The organism is Bacillus multifaciens (assembly GCF_030756675.1).
Lineage (GTDB): Bacteria > Bacillota > Bacilli > Bacillales > Bacillaceae_G > Bacillus_A > Bacillus_A multifaciens.
Window position 1 is genome coordinate 25,768 of the sequence record NZ_JAVBXD010000019.1, and the last position, 19,671, is coordinate 45,438.

At 35.5% G+C, this 19,671-nt stretch carries 15 protein-coding genes, 1 pseudogene, 1 riboswitch and 1 other annotated feature; of the genes and pseudogenes, 12 read left to right on the plus strand and 4 right to left on the minus strand.

Annotated features, from left to right (window positions below; translation table 11 throughout):
- Window positions 1-34: 34 nt before the first annotated feature.
- Window positions 35-981, minus strand: a pseudogene (locus Q9306_RS13460) (lipase/acyltransferase domain-containing protein).
- Between the two features lie 125 nt (window positions 982-1,106).
- On the opposite strand from Q9306_RS13460, the gene cls reads away from it, so the two are divergent.
- The 7 genes from cls to Q9306_RS13495 all read left to right on the plus strand — a co-directional run bounded on the left by cls (window position 1,107) and on the right by Q9306_RS13495 (window position 10,365).
- On the plus strand, window positions 1,107-2,318 hold the full coding sequence (cls, locus tag Q9306_RS13465) for a cardiolipin synthase (protein WP_306199199.1): 1,212 nt from the start codon (window positions 1,107-1,109) through the stop codon (window positions 2,316-2,318).
- A gap of 183 nt (window positions 2,319-2,501) precedes the next feature.
- Window positions 2,502-3,176 carry a nucleoside/nucleotide kinase family protein gene (locus tag Q9306_RS13470; protein WP_306199201.1) on the plus strand — a complete coding sequence of 225 codons (675 nt, stop codon included), beginning with the start codon at window positions 2,502-2,504 and terminating at the stop codon, window positions 3,174-3,176.
- Between the two features lie 206 nt (window positions 3,177-3,382).
- Entirely contained in the window at window positions 3,383-4,654 is a 1,272-nt protein-coding gene (locus Q9306_RS13475) for a cation:dicarboxylate symporter family transporter (protein ID WP_306199203.1), read from the plus strand.
- Window positions 4,655-4,827: 173 nt separating this feature from the next.
- On the plus strand, window positions 4,828-6,267 hold the full coding sequence (gene aspA / locus Q9306_RS13480; protein ID WP_306199205.1) for an aspartate ammonia-lyase: 1,440 nt from the start codon (window positions 4,828-4,830) through the stop codon (window positions 6,265-6,267).
- A gap of 48 nt (window positions 6,268-6,315) precedes the next feature.
- Complete coding sequence (malS, locus tag Q9306_RS13485) at window positions 6,316-8,049, plus strand: oxaloacetate-decarboxylating malate dehydrogenase (RefSeq protein WP_306199296.1); 1,734 nt, start codon at window positions 6,316-6,318, stop codon at window positions 8,047-8,049.
- Window positions 8,050-8,123: 74 nt separating this feature from the next.
- Window positions 8,124-9,428: an ATP-binding protein gene (locus Q9306_RS13490; RefSeq protein ID WP_306199207.1), complete on the plus strand. Its 1,305-nt coding sequence runs from the start codon at window positions 8,124-8,126 to the stop codon at window positions 9,426-9,428.
- Between the two features lie 4 nt (window positions 9,429-9,432).
- Window positions 9,433-10,365 (plus strand): response regulator, encoded by a 933-nt coding sequence (locus Q9306_RS13495; RefSeq protein WP_306199209.1) that lies wholly within the window; start codon window positions 9,433-9,435, stop codon window positions 10,363-10,365.
- 258 nt (window positions 10,366-10,623) lie between these two features.
- Here Q9306_RS13495 and Q9306_RS13500 read toward each other — a convergent pair whose 3' ends face one another.
- Window positions 10,624-10,800 carry a DUF3934 family protein gene (locus Q9306_RS13500; RefSeq protein ID WP_020060606.1) on the minus strand — a complete coding sequence of 59 codons (177 nt, stop codon included), beginning with the start codon at window positions 10,798-10,800 and terminating at the stop codon, window positions 10,624-10,626.
- A 340-nt stretch (window positions 10,801-11,140) separates the two neighbouring features.
- Between Q9306_RS13500 and Q9306_RS13505 the strand changes: the two genes are divergently transcribed.
- The 3 genes from Q9306_RS13505 (at window position 11,141) to Q9306_RS13515 (ending at window position 14,013) form a co-directional block, all read left to right on the plus strand.
- On the plus strand, window positions 11,141-11,668 hold the full coding sequence (locus Q9306_RS13505; protein ID WP_306199211.1) for a nucleoside/nucleotide kinase family protein: 528 nt from the start codon (window positions 11,141-11,143) through the stop codon (window positions 11,666-11,668).
- Between the two features lie 153 nt (window positions 11,669-11,821).
- Window positions 11,822-12,673: an NAD-dependent epimerase/dehydratase family protein gene (locus tag Q9306_RS13510; protein ID WP_306199213.1), complete on the plus strand. Its 852-nt coding sequence runs from the start codon at window positions 11,822-11,824 to the stop codon at window positions 12,671-12,673.
- A gap of 446 nt (window positions 12,674-13,119) precedes the next feature.
- Complete coding sequence (locus tag Q9306_RS13515) at window positions 13,120-14,013, plus strand: sigma-70 family RNA polymerase sigma factor (protein ID WP_306199215.1); 894 nt, start codon at window positions 13,120-13,122, stop codon at window positions 14,011-14,013.
- A 73-nt stretch (window positions 14,014-14,086) separates the two neighbouring features.
- Here Q9306_RS13515 and Q9306_RS13520 read toward each other — a convergent pair whose 3' ends face one another.
- Window positions 14,087-15,283 carry an MFS transporter gene (locus Q9306_RS13520; RefSeq protein ID WP_306199217.1) on the minus strand — a complete coding sequence of 399 codons (1,197 nt, stop codon included), beginning with the start codon at window positions 15,281-15,283 and terminating at the stop codon, window positions 14,087-14,089.
- Window positions 15,284-15,463: 180 nt separating this feature from the next.
- Window positions 15,464-15,723, plus strand: a binding site (T-box leader).
- Between the two features lie 73 nt (window positions 15,724-15,796).
- Between Q9306_RS13520 and asnA the strand changes: the two genes are divergently transcribed.
- Window positions 15,797-16,780, plus strand: a complete 984-nt coding sequence (asnA, locus tag Q9306_RS13525) for an aspartate--ammonia ligase (protein ID WP_306199219.1) — start codon at window positions 15,797-15,799, stop codon at window positions 16,778-16,780.
- 138 nt (window positions 16,781-16,918) lie between these two features.
- On the opposite strand, the gene Q9306_RS13530 is transcribed toward asnA, so the two are convergent.
- Window positions 16,919-18,148, minus strand: coding sequence for an aspartate kinase (locus tag Q9306_RS13530; protein ID WP_306199220.1), 1,230 nt, complete (start codon window positions 18,146-18,148; stop codon window positions 16,919-16,921).
- 226 nt (window positions 18,149-18,374) lie between these two features.
- Window positions 18,375-18,562: riboswitch (Lysine riboswitch) on the minus strand.
- Between the two features lie 200 nt (window positions 18,563-18,762).
- Here Q9306_RS13530 and Q9306_RS13535 point away from each other — a divergent pair.
- On the plus strand, window positions 18,763-19,671 hold the full coding sequence (locus Q9306_RS13535) for a DoxX-like family protein (protein WP_306199221.1): 909 nt from the start codon (window positions 18,763-18,765) through the stop codon (window positions 19,669-19,671).

The following is a 19,671-nucleotide window of genomic DNA, read 5'->3' on the forward strand; positions in this document are numbered from 1 at the left end:
GTTTGACGCTACCCCCCTTTTTTTCGTAGGCTAACTAAAGAATCCTTTGTAATATAGGTATGCATTTATACAAGACTACATTGTGTGTTCCTTGCACAATGTAGTTGTCCCCGTCTAAAAGAAACACACTATTTGTAGTAACATTTCCACCACCAAATTTGGTAGTTATGTCTCCTACTACCTTTCCATCTATCCATTTTTCTTTAGAATGAGATGGAACTACTTGTAAATATTTAATCGTTTCTTCTCCATCACCTGAGATTAGTGTAGTATGAATATTTCTTTTTTGAATCACGTTTCTATTTTCGTTTAATTCATCGAGAAAGTGATTTTGTGTTTTCATTTTGTTGTAAGGTATGAATTCTAGAACTGACCCGTTTTTTATAAATAAATAATTCCCATAATATTTACAAGGGATAGTATCTTGTAACCCTTTAAAGTAAGTATGAACGGCTTCGACTTTATTCATTTTATACATATGGCTTAAGTAGTTAATATACTGCTCCATATACAAATAAACGATATTTATTTTGGATGAAATATGTAAAGGAAGTATTCCGCCGGTCCAGTAGCTATAATTTGAGGGTGATCCCGCATTTGGCGTACACAATATGATTAATTGATCGACATCATTGTGATACATATTACTTTGAACATAAGCACGAGCAACAAGGCCGCCCATACTATGTGACAAATCAAATTTACTTTATTGGATTGGGTCACTTGTTTAGCTAAAGTAATGGTTTTTGTTAAATAATTTTGAGCAGATTCTTTTATTTTTTGTCGCCAATCATAAAAAGCAATAAATAAATTTTTATTTCTCTCATATCCTATATTTTCTAACATTATAACGAAAGGCTCGTATACAAATGATGACGTTCCAAAATTCCAATCATCTGTACCAGGAATAATACTATTATTCATAGAACCGAAAAGGCCGGGAATAAAGACGATAGGTGTTTTTACGTTAAGACTTTTCATCTGTTCCTCCCGTATGTATATATAATAGTAAAAAATAACATGAAACGACCTGTAAACGAGCATTAAAAATAACTTCTGCTGAAATACTATGTAGAAACAATTATTTTGTGCGGAAGGAAATTGAAATGGTGAAAAAAATACTTCGAATTATTTCTATTATCATTGCTATATTCGTTTTACTGCTTGTTTGCATGCATGTTGATGTTACACTGGGAAGAAAAATAGAAGCGGAAAAAAATCAAACGAAAGAATATGCATTACACCATAGTGATTTCCAATTATATGTTGAGGGGCAATCTTTGTATCAGCAGCTATTTTCTGATTTAAAAGAGGCGAAACATTCAATTTTCACTTATTTCTTTATCATTTCAGATGATAAAAGCAGCAATACTTTTTTAAACCTGTTGAAAGAAAAAGCAAAAGAGGGTGTACAAGTATACCTATCAATCGATCGGATTAATGATTTGTCTTTCAAAAGAAAAATGAAAAATGAATTACAAGCAAGTGGTGTTCATTTTACATATAGTAGAAAAGCTGAATTGCCATTCTTTTTTTATTCGCTACATCATCGAAATCACCGCCGAATTACAACAATTGATGGGAAAATAGGATATAGTGGTGGTTTTAACATAGGAGATGAGTATTTAGGAAAAAACAAGAAATTTGGATATTGGCGAGATTATCATATACGAATAACAGGAGAAGGGGTGAATGATTTAGAAGAACAGTTTGCCTCAGACTGGAAACGTGATACTTCTGAAGCGATAACAAGTAATTCAAAGCAGAATGTCCCCGGGAAAACGTTACATACATTAACTAGTTATAATGGCCATGATCTGATCCAAAAGTATATTGAATTAATAAAGCAGGCAAAACAATCTATTGTGATTGCTACTCCGTATTTTATACCAAAAGATGAAAAACTTATGAATGCTTTAATTCAAGCGAGGCAACGCGGTGTTTCCATTAAAATACTGTGGTCTTATAAGCCAGATGTTCCTTTTATAAAAGAAGCTGCCTATCCATATATTCGTCAAGCAGTCGAGGATGGCATTTCTGTATATGGATATAAAAAAGGGATGTTTCATGGGAAAGCTATGGTGTTTGATAATGAAACAATTGTTATAGGAACAGCAAATTTTACCCCACGTAGCTTTTATATCAATGATGAGATGAACTTCTATATAAAAGGCGGTCCTATTTTACAACAATTAAATCAAGCGTTAGCGCAAGATATTCAAGATTCGAAAGAAATGACGTTATCATTTTTAAACAATTTGTCCTTTTTAGAGAAGTGTAAGGAAAAGATAGTAGGGATGTTTAATTATTATTTATAGAAATATGAATGAGAGAAACTGCGGTATGATACTGCAGTTCTTTTTTATTTATATTAATAGCTCAAGAAGTGAATACATATTTTTACAATATATACTTTGGGTGATAAACTAAACTGGCAGGGAAGAATTATTTTTCATAAAGACAAGGAAGTATGTGGATGGATTCCATGGGAGGGAATTGAAGTGAAACGTCAAACTGTTATTCGTGAAATAGCGGAGCATATATGTGCGCTTACATTAAATCATCCTGTAAGAGTGGGTGTTAGTGGTATTACAGCTTCAGGGAAAACAACATTTGCTAATGAATTAGCGAAAGAAGTTGAAAATCAAGGAAGAAAAGTAATTCGAACGAGCATTGATTACTTCCACAATCCAAGAGCAATTCGATATGCACAAGGGAAGGAATCGGCGAAAGGCTATTATGAAGATGCTCATGATTATAAAGCTATTTCTGAACGACTATTAATCCCATTAGGACCGAATGGGACAAAGCGTTATGAGATACAATCACACGATTTAGAGAGCGATCTGTATATTCGCTCTGAACCAATATTGGCTTCAGAAGATACGATATGTATAGTAGATGGAACCTTTTTATTTAAAGAAGAACTGAAACATTTATTTGACTATAAAGTATATGTGGAAACAGATTTTCAGATTGCTAGAGAACGTGGTTCCAAGAGAGAAGCAAAAGCTTTTGGAAGTAAAGAGAAAGCTGAGGATATGTTTATACAGCGATATCATGCGGCTTGTCGTATGTACATAGAAGAGCATGCACCAAAGGAGTATGCGGATGTAGTTGTAATGAATAATAATCTAGAAGAGCCAGTCGTTGTATTTAATGGTTTTTCTTTTTAGATTATACGAAATAATCTGATGTTTTATCAATTTATATTTCGATTGTATAATAAAGAAGAGCATCAATGAACATTTTAAGAAAAAAATTTGAAAGTTTTGTGACAAACTTGTAGGTTTTTGTCTGATTTTGTAGGTTCACCTTTATCATGTGATTAAGCTTTTATACATACAAATTGAAAGCGTTCGCATGAAGGGGATGAAAATACATGAAAAAATTCGGATTAGCTACACAAATTTTTCTAGCACTTATTTTAGGGATTGTAGCAGGGGCAATCTTTTATGGGAATAAAACAGCTATTTCCTATATTACACCGCTTGGAGACATTTTTATTCATTTAATTAAAATGATCGTCGTTCCAATTGTTATATCTGCACTTATTGTAGCGGTAGCAGGTGTGGGCGACATGAAGAAGCTCGGTAAATTAGGCGGAAAAACTATACTCTATTTTGAAATTATCACGACGATTGCCATTTTAATGGGCTTAGTAGCAGCAAATGTGTTCCATCCAGGAACGGGCGTTGATATGAGCCATTTACAGCAAAGTGACATTTCAGCGTACAAAGCAACAGCTGATGCAACGGAGAAAAAAGGTTTTGCAGAAACAATTGTTCATATTGTACCAAAAAACGTATTTGAATCTATTACACAAGGGGACTTATTACCGATTATTTTCTTCTCAGTGTTATTCGGTTTAGGAGTTGCTGCAATCGGAGAAAAAGGAAAGCCAGTCTTTAATTTCTTTGAAGGTGTATTAGAAGCAATGTTTTGGGTGACAAATCAAGTCATGAAATTTGCTCCGGTTGGTGTATTTGCACTAATTGCTGTTACGGTTGCAAAATTTGGAGTGGGTACACTGCTTCCGTTAGGGAAATTAGTGGTTGCAGTTTATGTAACGGTTGTATTATTTGTTATTGTGGTACTAGGTATAAATGCAAAAATGGTGGGAGTAAACATTTTCACTTTAATGAAAGTTTTAAAAGAAGAATTAATTCTTTCTTTTACAACAGCAAGTTCAGAAGCTGTTTTACCAAATATTATGAGAAAAATGGAAGAGTTCGGTTGTCCGAAAGCCGTAGCTTCTTTCGTAATACCTACTGGTTATACATTTAACTTAACTGGGTCAGCTATTTATCAAGCGTTAGCGTCACTATTTGTAGCGCAGATGTACGGCATACACATGTCACTAACAGAGCAAGTTACATTGTTATTTGTATTAATGTTAACGTCTAAAGGAATGGCTGGTGTTCCTGGTGCTTCCTTTGTTGTTGTATTGGCAACATTAGGTTCGATGGGACTGCCATTAGAAGGAATTGCTTTAATTGCTGGTATTGACCGTATTCTAGATATGATTCGTTCGTCTGTCAATGTATTAGGGAACGCATTAGCAGCGATTGTCATGTCGAAATGGGAAGGCGAATTTGATCAAGAAAAAGCAAAACAGTATGTAGAAACTGTAAATCAAACAAAAGCAGCATAAATGAAAAGTTTAATCAGTGAGAGAGTATGAATTTCTCGCTGATTATTAGTGAAATAAATTGATTCTTCACAAGTAGTATATCTCCCGCTTCATTTTTTATTTCTTGTAAAAATTGAGGTAGGAGAATGGTTGTATATGAATACGGGACAAAATAAGTTGAGGAGTGAACATATATGGCAACAGTAACTGAAACTACAAAAGATGTGCGAATTGAAAGAGATTTTTTAGGCGAGAAAGAAGTACCAATGCATGCGTATTATGGTGTTCAAACGATGCGTGCGGTTGAAAACTTTCCGATTACAGGTTATAAAATCCATGAAGGGTTAATTAAAGCATTTGCGATTGTAAAAAAAGCGGCGGCACTTGCCAATGCAGAAGTTGGACGATTAGAACTAAAAAAAGGTTCAGCAATTGCAGAGGCGGCAGAAGAGATCCTTGAGGGGAAATGGCACGAGCATTTTATCGTTGATCCGATTCAAGGCGGAGCTGGAACTTCTATGAATATGAATGCAAATGAAGTGATTGCCAATCGTGCTCTTGAATTATTAGGAATGGAAAAAGGCGACTATCAATATATTAGTCCAAATAGTCATGTGAATATGGCACAATCAACAAATGATGCATTCCCAACTGCAATTCATATTGCAACATTAAATTTGTTAGAAGATTTATTACAAACAATGGGATATATGCGTGATATCTTTGAATTAAAAGCAGAACAATTTGATCATGTCATTAAAATGGGACGTACGCATTTACAAGATGCTGTACCAATTCGTCTTGGACAAGAATTTAAAGCGTATGCTCGCGTACTTGGACGTGATATGAAACGTATCGAGAGATCCCGTCAACATTTATATGAAGTAAATATGGGAGCGACAGCTGTTGGTACAGGATTAAATGCAGATCCGCAGTACATTGAGGCTGTAGTAAAACATTTAGCGGCGATTAGTAAATTGCCTCTTGTTGGAGCAGAGGATTTAGTAGATGCAACGCAAAATACAGATGCATATACAGAAGTATCAGCTGCACTAAAAGTATGTATGATGAATATGTCGAAAATTGCGAATGACTTGCGCTTAATGGCATCTGGTCCGCGCGTTGGGTTAGGTGAAATTATGCTACCAGCTCGTCAACCTGGTTCTTCTATTATGCCAGGGAAAGTAAACCCTGTAATGCCAGAAGTAATTAACCAAATTGCGTTCCAAGTAATTGGAAATGACCATACAATTTGCCTTGCTTCAGAAGCAGGACAATTAGAACTGAATGTAATGGAACCAGTGCTAGTATTCAACTTACTTCAATCAATCAGTATTATGAATAACGGCTTCCGTGCTTTCACAGATAATTGCTTAAAAGGAATTGAAGCAAATGAAGCGCACTTAAAAGAATATGTTGAGCAAAGCGTTGGTGTTATTACAGCTGTGAATCCACATATCGGATACGAAGCAGCAGCTCGCGTTGCAAAAGAAGCAATTGCAACTGGCCAATCTGTTAGAGAGCTTTGTTTGAAAAATGGTGTATTAACACAAGAAGAATTAGATTTAATATTAGATCCGTTTGAAATGACGCATCCTGGAATTGCGGGAGCATCACTTTTAAAGAAAAATTAAAAAAAGGGGACTTTCCCCTTTTTTTTGTTTACAATATAGAAATGTTATATATATAAGGGTAGGGATGTTATGAGTAAATTTACAGTTTCCTCGGATGGAACTTTAGAAACGACATTACGAGGAGCAGAAGTACTAGCAACACCACTTTTAAATAAGGGCGTTGCTTTCACAACAGAAGAAAGAGAAGAATTAGGGCTGAAAGGATTATTACCACCAGCTGTATTAACATTGGATGAACAAGCACGCCGTGCATATGAACAATTTTGTTCACAGCCAGAAGACTTATTAAAAAACGTATACTTAACAGCACTGCATGATCGCAATGAAGTATTATTTTATCGTTTACTTACAGATCATTTGCGTGAAATGCTTCCGATTGTTTACACGCCAACTGTTGGTGTGGCGATTCAAAGATATAGTCATGAGTATCGTAAACCACGTGGTGTGTATTTATCAGTTAATGATCCAAATGGTATTGAGGAAGTATTTTCTCACATTGGTGCAACTGCCGAAAATATTGATTTAGTCGTTGTAACAGACGGTGAAGGTATTTTAGGAATTGGAGACTGGGGCGTAGGTGGTATTAATATTGCTATCGGAAAACTAGCTGTTTACACAGCAGCAGTTGGTATTGATCCAAGTCGTGTATTACCGGTTATTTTAGATGTTGGTACAAACAATGAAGATTTATTAAATAATCCGTTTTATATCGGAAATCGTCATCCACGTGTAACGGGAGAAGCGTATGATACATTTATTGATTTGTTTGTAAAAGCTGTATGTAACAAGTTTCCGAATGCATTGCTGCATTGGGAAGATTTTAGTACACGTAATGCACGCAAAATTTTAGATAAATATCGTGATAACGTATGTACATTTAACGATGATATTCAAGGAACGGGCGCTGTTTCACTAGCAGCGGTGTTATCAGCTGTGCAAGCTTCTGGTGTTCCGTTATGTGAACATCGTGTTGTTGTATTTGGTGCAGGTACTGCTGGAATTGGAATTGCAGATCAAGTACGTGATGCGATGGTGCGCTTAGGTTTATCAGAAGAAGAAGCGAACCGCCGTTTTTGGTGTATTGACCGCAATGGTTTACTTACTGATAATATGGATGATCTTCTTGATTTCCAACGTCCTTATGCACGTGAGAGGTCTGAAGTCGAACAATGGAATCAAGCGGAAACGATTGGTCTTGCTGAGGTTGTAAAACATGTACAACCAACTATTTTAATTGGGACATCAACAGTTGCTGGTGCCTTTACAGAAGAAATTGTAAAAGAGATGGCAGCACATGCGGAACGACCAATTATTTTACCAATGTCTAATCCAACACCTCTTGCGGAAGCGAAGCCAGCCGACTTAATTTCTTGGACAGAAGGGCGAGCACTTGTTGCAACTGGTAGTCCATTCGAACCAGTTACATATAATGGAGTTACTTATGTAATTGGACAATCTAACAATGCGCTTATCTTCCCAGGCCTTGGTCTTGGTACAAATGTTGTTCGTGCTCGTGTAATGACAGATGGCATGTTTGCGGCGGCGGCAGAAGCGGTAGCAAGTATGGTTGATACAAGTCAACCAGGTGCACCAATTCTTCCAGAAGTAGAGGAACTGCGTAATATTTCAGAAATCGTTGCTGTTGAAGTAGCAAAAGCAGCCGTTGCTGAAGGTGTTGCTCGTAAAGTATTAAGTGATAACGATATCAAGAAGGCTGTTAAAGATGCAATGTGGCAACCTGTTTATCGTCAAATAAAAGCAGTTGAAAAAGTAACAGTATAGGAATAGAGCCCGTTTATATAATAAGCGGGCTTTCCTTATTATGTTTCGATACTAAATAATGGGAAGTGACGTGTTTGAACTGGCATCAATTGTGGAAGAAAGATATTTCACTTTTAATTATGTTAATTTTGATTGTTCCGATAGCTGGAGAACTGAACTTTCATCCATTTAATGATACATTTCGTGTTAGCTTTGGAACACCCATTTTCTTCTTTTTACTATTATTGTTAAGGAAAGTTCCAGCCGCTATTGTGGGAATCCTTGTTGGGGCATCTGTCGTAACATTTCGAATTGGCCTTGATTGGATGTTACAAAGTTCTTTTCATTTCTCAGACTCCTTTTGTATGCGTTATCCAGTTTTCTTTTATTATTTCGTATATGGAAGTCTTTTTTCAGTGTGCAGAGTAAATCGATTTCATCAAAAGCCATTTATTATCGGATGTTTTGGTATTACGATTGAAATTCTTTCAAGTATGGCAGAACTTACTTTTTATCATATTTTTGTACTAAGCACGATGATTACAGTTTCAGAAGTTAATAAAATTATTATTATTGCTATTTTTCGTAGTTTTTTTGCGCTCGGTTTTTTAAATATGATGAATTTATATGAGACGAAATTAAAAGAAGCACAGGTCCGGAAAGAAAATGAAAAAATGTTTATGCATCTTTCTAATTTGTATGTAGAATCTGTTCATTTGAAGAAAACGCTGCAAGATGCAGAAAGGATTACACAAGAAGCGTACCAGTTATATCGGAATATACAGCGGGCAGGAAGCGCTGAGAATGATATGGCAGCGTACAGTAAGAATGTGCTGAAAATTGCAGGAGAAGTTCATGAAATAAAAAAAGATAATCAAAGAATTTTTGCTGGGTTATCTAAACTTCTTTTAGATAAAGATCTTTCAGAATATGTAAATGGAAATGAACTAGCAGAAATGATTATAAGAATTAACGAGAAATATGCGCAGTTATTACACAAGGAAATTGAATTTTCTAAACAAGTGGAAGGAGAACATACACAGTACCATGTATATACCGTACTGTCGATTTTAAATAATTTAGTTGCGAATGCTGTAGAAGCGATTGAACGTGTTGGTACAATTGCAATTTATGTTAAGAAGCAAGGAGCAGTTGTTACGTTTGAAGTAATAGACGATGGCCCGGGCATTTCAGAGAAATATAAGGAGTTAATATTTAAGCCTGGTTTCACTTCAAAATACGATCAATTAGGAACGCCGTCAACAGGAATCGGCCTATCTTATATAAAAGAGATGGTGACGGAACTCGGGGGAGAAGTTATACTACAAGACAGAGACGCTGAAAGAGGCTGCAAGTTTATTGTACGGCTGCCGGAATCTAGCCTGATTAAGGAAGGATGAGTCTATGTTTTATTATATCGTAGATGATGACGAAGTATTTCGTTCTATGTTAGCGCAAATTATTGAAGATGAAGACCTTGGAGAAGTAGTTGGAGAAGAAGAAGATGGGGCTTTCGTAGAAGGGGATCGGTTAAATTTTAAAAAAGTAGATATATTATTTATTGACTTATTAATGCCAATTCGTGATGGAATTGAAACGGTTCGGCACATCGTTCCGTCGTTTGCGGGAAAAGTGGTTATGATTTCTCAAGTAGAATCAAAACAATTAATCGGTGAAGCATACTCTCTTGGTGTTGAATATTATATTACGAAACCTCTTAATAAAATTGAAGTTGTATCCGTTGTACGAAAAGTGATAGAGCGTATTCGTTTGGAACGGTCTATTCAAGATATTCAAAAATCATTAAACAATGTATTTCAATGGGAACAACCAAAAGGGCGAATAGAATCAGGGCTAGAAGAGAAAAAATTTGCTGATTCTGGCCGTTTTTTATTAGCAGAACTAGGGATTGCTGGGGAGAACGGTAGTAAAGATTTACTAAGTATGCTTGAATTTTTGTATCAATATGATAAGAAAGAAACCTTTGAACATGGATTTCCAGTATTAAAAGATATTTTTCAATATATTACTGTCAAAAAGTTAGGTGAAATGGCTTCAGAAGGAGAAATTGATAAAGAGAGAAAAGCTTCAGAACAAAGGGTGCGCCGAGCAATTTATCAATCGCTCAATCACTTAGCATCTCTTGGTTTAACAGATTTTTCGAATCCGAAATTTGAAAGCTATGCTCCGAAATTTTTTGATTTCACAATTGTGCGTAAACGAATGACAGAGTTAACAAACGAATCATTAGCAACGACTGGTCATACACGAATTAATACGAAGAAATTTATTCAAGTGTTGTATTTTGAAGCGAAGCGATTGACTGAAGATGATTAAGTAGATAAAGAGCGGTAAAAGAAAAAGATGTTTGCTTATTTGTGGCAAACATCTTTTTGTATATCATTTTTACTGTTTTATATACGCCCATTTTTTCATAATATAGATTATCGTATTAATGAATTTTAAAAAGTTGTCTTTTAAAAATGAGTAACCACTTGTTTTGTTGTTTTAAATCTTTGCTTTTCTCCGCAAAATAAACCCACACAACATCTATCTTACACTTACACGAAAGATATCAAACGGAAATAGCAGTCCCTATCTTTCGGATTTGTCACCTGTATTACTGTTTGTCTTTGCGCCACCTGCTTTTTTAACACCTTTGCTTGTATAAGGTTTGGCACTCTTTTTTTTGTTGGCACTGGCTTTCCATCGGTTCCAGCCCTTACTGCCTGTTCCTCTACCTGTTCCGCCTTTACCTTTAGCTTTACTCATATAATATAATCACTCCGTTATTATTGTATAGCAAATCTGTTTCCACAGTAGTCAATAAATCTTTGAAGTAAAATTCTGATTTATGACTTTTTCCTTTCCGACAGTTGCTCATAAAAATGAACAGCAGGATATAATAGTATATCATAACATGGACAGTAATGCGCAAAATTATCAGGTTTATCCCGTTAATAGAAATCTTTTAATTTTTGCTGATAGTAATGTGTTATGTAAAAGGTGTTAAATCTTGAATACATTGTAACTATAGACTCCAGCAAAAGATTATTTTAGAGTAAAGGGATAGGAAAGAGATTAAAATTCTATTATTTCATGGAGGAGTAATATGGGGGGAAAAACAACAGTAATATCTATTTCAGCTGTATCTGGCGGCGGTAAGACAACCGTTACGAAGGAGTTAGCTAATAGACTGAATAACGCCAAGACTTTTCATTTTGATGATTATAATTTAGAGGGGCCAAGTGACATTTGTGCATGGATGGAAAAAGGTGCAGATTATAATGAGTGGAATGTTAGTCCCATAATGACAGATATTCTATCAGTATTAAATGATTCAGTTGTAGATTACATTATTTTGGACTATCCATTTTCGTACCTTAATAATGAGATGAAAGATGTGATAGACATTTCATTTTATATTGATACGCCATTAGATATAGCAATGGCGAGAAGATTTATTCGTAATCCTTTACATACTATTGATGAGGTTCTTTTCGAATGTGAGGTATACTTGCAAGCTGGGAGAGAGGCATACTTAGAGATGGAGAAAAGTGTGAAACCTAATGTTGACTATGTAATTGATGGGGAGATGACGGTTGAAAATATCGTAGAAGCAATCGTAAATAAGTTGTAAAATCTAGTGTATTCATAAAGGATTCTTTATTGCAGTAAATTTTTTTCTATCTATGTCACGATTTATAAACTCAATTTGTCTTATATATGAACAGCAAAATAGCAGTCTGAAAAACTAGATGAAAAAGTTGAAACATATATAGGAGGAATAGAAATGAAAATTTTTCTTGCCGGGGCAACTAGTGTAATCGGTCGTTCTTTAATTCCTTTGTTAGTACAAGAGGGTCACGAAGTGTTCGGGATGATTCGTGATGAACCGCAGGCAAGTACAATTACAAAAATGGGTGCAAAGCCAGTGGTGGCAGATGCATTTGATCGAGATGCTGTATTCACTGCATTGCAAAACAGTCAGCCAGATGTAGTGATTCATCAACTTACATCGTTAAGTGGGGGAAGCTCGGTAGATAATGCAAAAATGCGAATTGAGGGGACAGAAAATCTTGTAGATGCTGCAAAATCAGCGGGAGTTAGACGAATCATTGCACAAAGTATTTCGTGGGCGTATGAACCTGGAGAGGTTCCAGCTACAGAGGAAGAACTGTTAGATATTACTGCTCCGTTTCCGCGAAAAACAACGATAGAAGGTATTATGGCGTTAGAAGAAAAAGTGTCTCAAATGCCAGAGTTTGTTATACTTCGTTACGGAACGCTTTATGGCCCGGGAACTTGGTATGCAACAGATGGAATGATCGCTGAACAAGTACGACGACAAGAAATGGCCGCAACGGATGGTATCGTTTCTTTTTTACATGTAGACGATGCAGCTAGAGCTGCATTACTCGCACTAGAATGGCCATCTGGTCCGGTCAACATTGTCGATGATTATCCTGCACAGGGACAGGATTGGTTACCAGTTTATGCTTCTGCAATCGGTGCACCTCAACCTTCTTCTCAAACTGGTAGTAATCGAGGGGAACGCGGCGCTTCCAATACAAAAGCCCGAAAAGAATATGGGTGGGAGCCCATTCATTCTTCTTGGTCTAAAGGGTTTCAAAATCATTTGTAGAATCAATTATAAATACAAATTGTTAGGTGGGCGAGAGCGTCTAGCCATGTATTGGGACGGTTAGACCCCTTTCCTACCACGCGCAGTAAGAAAAAATAGATTTATCTATATAAATACGAATTAAAAAACCGACATAAAACCATCTTTTTATAGGTGGGCGAGAGCATCTGTCCATGCATAGAAGCGGTCAGTTCCTTTTCCTGCCACATGCGAAGTGAAAACAAAGGGAGAAAGCGAGTGGAAGCTCCTTTTTTTCTGCATAGCAGCAATCTATAATGTCGGAAAATCAAAATGAATTCATATAGCTAATATTTTTGTTATAAATGTTATTTTTTAAAAATGCTTTTTGAGAAATTTACATAGGTATACCCTAGAAAATCTTTTTAGGGTATTTGTGATTGTATATCATGCTAAAAATTGGGTGAGTTAGCTTCGAGGAGGGTAAGGTGGAAGAAAATCATTTAGACATAAATGAATTATATATAGCATACAAATCTTACTTTATTGCTATTGCATATAAAATGCTTGGATCGGTAAGTGACGCTGAAGATATTGTTCAAGATACATTTTTAAAGCTACAGATGAGCGAGGTTCATTTAACTGATATTAACAATATAAAGTCGTATGTAAGTAGAATGGTTGTAAATCGTTGTATAAATGAATTACAATCAAGTCGAAAAAAAAGAGAAACTTATGTTGGTACTTGGTTGCCAGAACCGATTGTACAGGACATGAAATGGGATCCTTCGGAGAAAATCATTCAAGATGATCAACTATATTATACTTTTGTTGTTCTTATGGAAAAGCTCTCGGCCGTAGAGCGAGCGGTTTATGTTCTAAAAGAAGCTTTAGATTTAAAACATAGTGAAATAGCTGACTTACTCGATATCACGGAGATGAATTGCCGTAAAGTGTTTAGCCGTGCGAAGAAGAAAATGAATATGTCTTATGATGAAAATTCTATATCATACAAAATTCAACAAGAGCAGATTAATAAGTTTATTTCAGCTTTATCGAAAGGCAACGTTCAAGAAATTTCAGCTATTCTTACTAGCGATGTAACGTTTATTGCAGATGGAGGAGGGAACGTCGCTACAGCAATTAATCAAATTATTAGTAAAAAACGTGTTCTAAGTTTGCTATCTGCTATTGCTACGAAATTCTTTGCCGGGAAAAAAGCACAAGCAGTATTGGTAAATAATCAACCAGGTGTTCTCATAGTAAAAGGTGAAGAAGTAGTTGGTGTTTTCAGTTTCGCTTGGAAGCAAGATACCAATCAAATTGAGCAGATTTTTTATGTCGTAAATCCAGATAAGCTCAAACGTATCTCCAGATATTAAAATTAAGATTGAAATATAGAGCTGTTCTAAATGTCATGACATTTAGAACAGCTCTTATTTATATTGTTACAAGTTAATCATTTTGATTAACTTGTATATTTTCGTAGAAATAACTTTGCTTCTTTCGTAAAGAAAGTGATATTAGGATAGTCAAGAATAGGACAGAGAAAATAATAAGCACGACATATTTAAATATCATCTTTGTTCCGATATATGGACCGATGCTTGAGCCTAAAAATAAAGTAAATGTATAAAGCGCCATTGCGTCTCCTTTTCTTTCCTCGCTTATTCGTCCAATATGAAAAATGATCGAAGGTAATACGATCGAAATACCTGCCCCAAATACGATTGTAGTGGTTGCGAGAAAATAAATACGATCCAATTTCAAAAACAAAAGTACTCCTGTGCACATGATAATAAGTCCGAATGTAATCATTTTGGGGGCTCTAGTATGTGTAATAAAATTATTCATAAAAGGAGAAATAGACATTCCGATTATGCCAAGACATTGAAATAGCAAAATTTCATGATTTGTAAGGTGATACATTTGGGTTAATAAGTGATGCAAAGAACTATAAATGGCAACGAATGAAAGAAATTGCGTAAAGGTAATCACAAGACAAATTGTAATGTAGCGATTTCGAAATAATGTAAACATATCAAACCAGTATGCGATAGATAATGGACGATCACTTTTGGTAGATGTGGGCAGAATAAAATATAAAGTTACTCCACATATAAGATGAATGAAAGCGAAAATATAAAAAAGAGTAGGAAAAGCGTATTGAGATATAAACCAATTACTGAGTATTTGTCCTAATATGCTAGACATTGTGAAGGCTGTACTTAAGATACCGATAATATAGCCTTGACGTTTTGGAATAAACAATTCGAATGCATATGCAAGTGCTAAAGGTGTAAATGTAGCTGCTACTAATCCTTGCAAAGCTCTAAGGAACAAAAATAAGTTGTATATTTTGCAAAAGCTAATAGTCAGCGTGCAAAAGGACAAAGCGAATAGTCCGAGAACTAATAAATTTTTCTTTCCAAAGCGTTTGGAAAGAGGAGCAAAAATTAAGAATCCAATGGCGTAGAAAATTGAAAAAATGCTACTTGAGAGATAGAAAACATTTTTAGGAATTTGAAAATAGAATATAAGTTGACTTTCAATTGGAATCATGATGAATCCTTGAGAAACGACGCTGATCCCAGCAATGCAAAATACAAATACATATAACCATTCAGGAGCTTTATTTGTTAAATTCCCCATGAAGATCCTCCTTACATTTTATCTGTACTAATAAGACAGTATAATTTGTTGAAGTGTGACACACTTTATTTTGTAAATACGCAAAATAAAGAATTGAAAAATATTTTAAAACTTTTTGTTGACTTTCTTCTTTTTTTGTATAGAATAAACATTAATAAAATGTTTCAGAGATGTGACAGTAAAATGACTGTGAAAGGAAGAGTAGTAATAGGACGTAGTCCAAGCGAGTCAGGGATGGTGTGAGCCTGATACGAAGCCTGTTATGAAGAACCTCCTGGAGTCGCTAACCGAAATCCTTTTTAGGAAAGTAGACTTAGCCGGGAACTTCGCCGTTACAAGAAGAACAGTATCGAGTTATCTCTAATCTCCGTACTGGTAAGTGAGCAACCTCTGTTGCTAATTTGGGTGGTACCGCGGAACCAAAGCCTTTCGTCCCAGTTTTTTTGGGAAAGAAGGGCTTTTTTTAATGGTTTCTTCCCTCATTACATCAAAACATTTTAGGAGGAAAACATCATGTACCAAACATTAATGACAGTAAGAGAAACACAAATCGCAATTAAGGAAGTTAAAACATTTTTTGAAGAGCAATTATCAAAACGTCTTGGATTATTCCGTGTATCTGCACCATTATTTGTAACGAAAAAATCAGGATTAAACGATCATTTAAACGGTGTGGAGCGTCCAATTGAATTTGATATGCTGCATTCAGGAGAAGAGTTAGAAATTGTACATTCACTAGCGAAATGGAAACGATTCGCGCTGCACGAATATGGATATGAAGCTGGTGAAGGTTTATATACAAACATGAACGCAATTCGCCGTGATGAAGAATTAGATGCAACGCATTCCATTTACGTTGATCAATGGGATTGGGAGAAAATGATTCAAAAAGAATGGCGTACAGTAGATTATTTACAAGAAACAGTACAAGTAATTTACGGAATATTCAAAGATTTAGAAGGCTATTTGTTTGAAAAATACCCGTTTCTTGGCAAATATTTACCGGAAGATATCGTATTTATCACATCACAAGAGCTTGAGGATAAATATCCAGAATTAACGCCAAAAGATCGTGAACATGCAATTGCAAAAGAACACGGTGCCGTTTTTATTAGCGGAATTGGCGGAGAGTTGCGTTCTGGTGAAAAACATGATGGGCGTGCAAGTGACTATGATGATTGGAAATTGAACGGAGATATTTTATTCTGGCATCCAGTATTGCAATCTTCATTTGAATTATCATCGATGGGTATTCGCGTTGACAGCAAATCTCTTGATGAACAATTAACAATAGCAGGAGAAGATTTCAAACGTGAGTACGATTTCCATAAAGGAATTTTAGAAGATGTACTGCCGTTAACACTTGGCGGCGGCATTGGGCAATCAAGAATGTGTATGTACTTTTTACGTAAAGCACATATCGGTGAAGTGCAGTCTTCAGTGTGGCCAGATGAGATGCGTGAAGAGTGCAAAAAGCAAAACATTCACTTGTTCTAAAAGACAGCTGCAGCGGCTAGATCATTTTTGTGTCGAATCGCCGATAAATGCATCATTTCCGCCGATATATCGTTGGATAAGTAAGAAGGAACCTATCTCCGAAAAGTATCTGCTTTTCCGAGATGGGTTCCTCGTTTTTTAGTTTACTGATAAAAAAGGTTCGATTTTTGCCATAAATGATTCATGAAGTGCTTCAACACCTTTTACTAAATGAAGGCGGTCGATTACGACAGATACTTTAATTTCCGATGTACTTACCATTTTAATGTGAATATCTTCTTCTTGTAATGTAGAGAACATTTTCGCAGCGACACCTGGATTAGATACCATACCCGATCCAACGATTGATACTTTTGCTAAATGGTTTTCATACTCTACAGATTCATATTGCATAGATTCACGATTTTCTTCTAAAACCACTAATGTTTCTTTTAAGTCATTTGAATGGATAGAAAAGGATAAATGTACAGTTCCTTCATTTGTAATACTTTGAATGATAATATCTACATTAATATGAGCACTTGCTAATGTAGAGAAGACTGCGGAAAGTTTTCCTGGTTGTAAGCCTTTCATTGTTACACGTGTAATATTATCTTCAAATGCAATGCCTTTTACGATTGATTGTTGTTCCATGGCGCACTCTCCTCTTACAATTGTTCCATTTTCTTGTACCATACTTGAGCGAACTTCTAACATCACGTTATGATTTTTTGCGAATTCGACTGCTCTTGGGTGAAGTACGCCAGCACCAAGATTAGCAAGTTCTAACATTTCATCATAGGAAATTTCATCTAACTTGTAAGCGTCGTTTACAACGCGAGGATCAGTTGTGTAAACACCTGTTACATCAGTATAAATATCACATTTTTTTGCTTGTAATGCTGCAGCTAATGCAACTGCAGTTGTATCAGAACCACCGCGGCCAAGTGTTGTGATTTCTTGTTCTCTGCTTAATCCTTGGAAACCGGCTACAACGACGATTGTTCCTTTTTGTACATAGGATTGAATACGCTCTGTATTTATGTCGGTAATTCTTGCATTGCCGTGTACGGATTCTGTTGTAATACCAGCTTGCCAGCCTGTGAGTGAAATTGCCTCATACCCTTTCGTTTGTAAAGCCATTGTTAATAAAGAAATTGTAATTTGCTCACCTGTTGTAAGTAACATGTCCATTTCACGTTTACTAGGTTGATTTGTAATACTAGAAGCTAAAGATACTAGCTCATCTGTACTATGTCCCATTGCAGAAACGACCGCTACAATTCCGTGTCCTCTTTCATATTCTTCAATGATTAAATCGGCAACATGTTGAATCCGTTCGATATTTCCGACTGATGTCCCTCCAAATTTTTGAACAATAATTTTCATGATAAATGCCCTCTTTCAAGTTAATGTTGATAAATAAATTAGGGGAAAATGTTGTTAAACATAAGATGGGGAATATAGATCCCTTTTACTCCTGTAAAAAGTAAATAAAAAACACCATCTCAAATAGGCGAGGATGGTGCTGTTACAGGAAAAAAGGAAACAGAAAACGGAGCTAATAAAAAAACCGCCAAAAAAGAAGATGATCATAAAAACATGATCTCTCTTTTTTGTAGATAGCTCTTCATATATACACCGCTGTATATATGACAGTTCTGTTTCTATTCGAAATCAGCCCCAATGTATATGTTCAGAGACACATGTACATTTCGGCAACTTTTCCTTTCATCTATATTCACTGACAATCTCTGTGTCTCCTATAGAATACTCATAAAAGTTGCGACCTCTATCTCACGTCGTTAGGCGAGAGTAATTGGTTGTATGAAGTTGTTTGTAACATTTGTTTCATAGTAATCAAAATGTTGGGAGAAATCAAGTAGGTTATAATTATTTCGAAAATTTAAACTAATATAGAAAAAAATAAAAATGGTATAAAATGTGGTTAAAAGAAGTAGTTCTAACAATATTTTACACGTAATTGGAGTGGAGGGGTGAGAATGAAAAAACAAAATCCTATTTATGTAAAAACAGCAATAGAAACTACAATGGATGAACTTTGGAAATATACACAAGATCCAAAGATACATACCGAATGGGATACACGGTTTACAGAAATATCGTATTTAGAGAAGAACGAAGGAGAACCACAGCGTTTTTTATATAAAACAAAAATTGGTTTCGGACTTGAAATTGCTGGAGAAGGAGAATCAATAGGAGAATTACAAAAAGAAGGCGGGGAACGCATTTCGTCACTGAAATTTTGGACAGATAGTAAGCTTTCGTTAATTTCAGTAGGGAGAGGCTATTGGAAGTATACACCGAATGAGAATAAGATTCGCTTTGAAACGCAGTATGATTATGAAACGAGGTTTGGAGGTATAGGAAGATTTATAGATTCATATATATTTCGACCGTTATTAGGGTGGGCAACAGCTTGGAGTTTTGATGCCTTGAAATTGTGGTTAGAAAAAGGATTTCATCCGCGTTTATTATTAAAAAGAGCTATTACATATTACCTCATTTGCTTTTTGCTATCTTTTGTGTGGATCTATCAAGGTCTTATTCCGAAAATTATATATACTCATCCAGAGGAGGTGCAGATGCTTTCTAAACTTATTGGCTCAGAGAATTATGCTACTGCAATGATTAAAATGGTTGGATTTTTGGAAATTGTGTTTGGGGTGATCTGGTTGTTACCTTTCCAAAAACAGAAATTATTTTTTCTTCATGCTTTCATAATAATAATATTGACAGTTGCGGCGGGATTTACAAATATCGCTAGTTTTATACAACCTTTTAATCCGATTACGTTAAACATCATATTAATTGGATTCTCAATAATTGGTTATATGAATAGTAATGACTTACCGCAAGCGAGGAATTGTAAGAGAAGTAGAAAGGAGTAG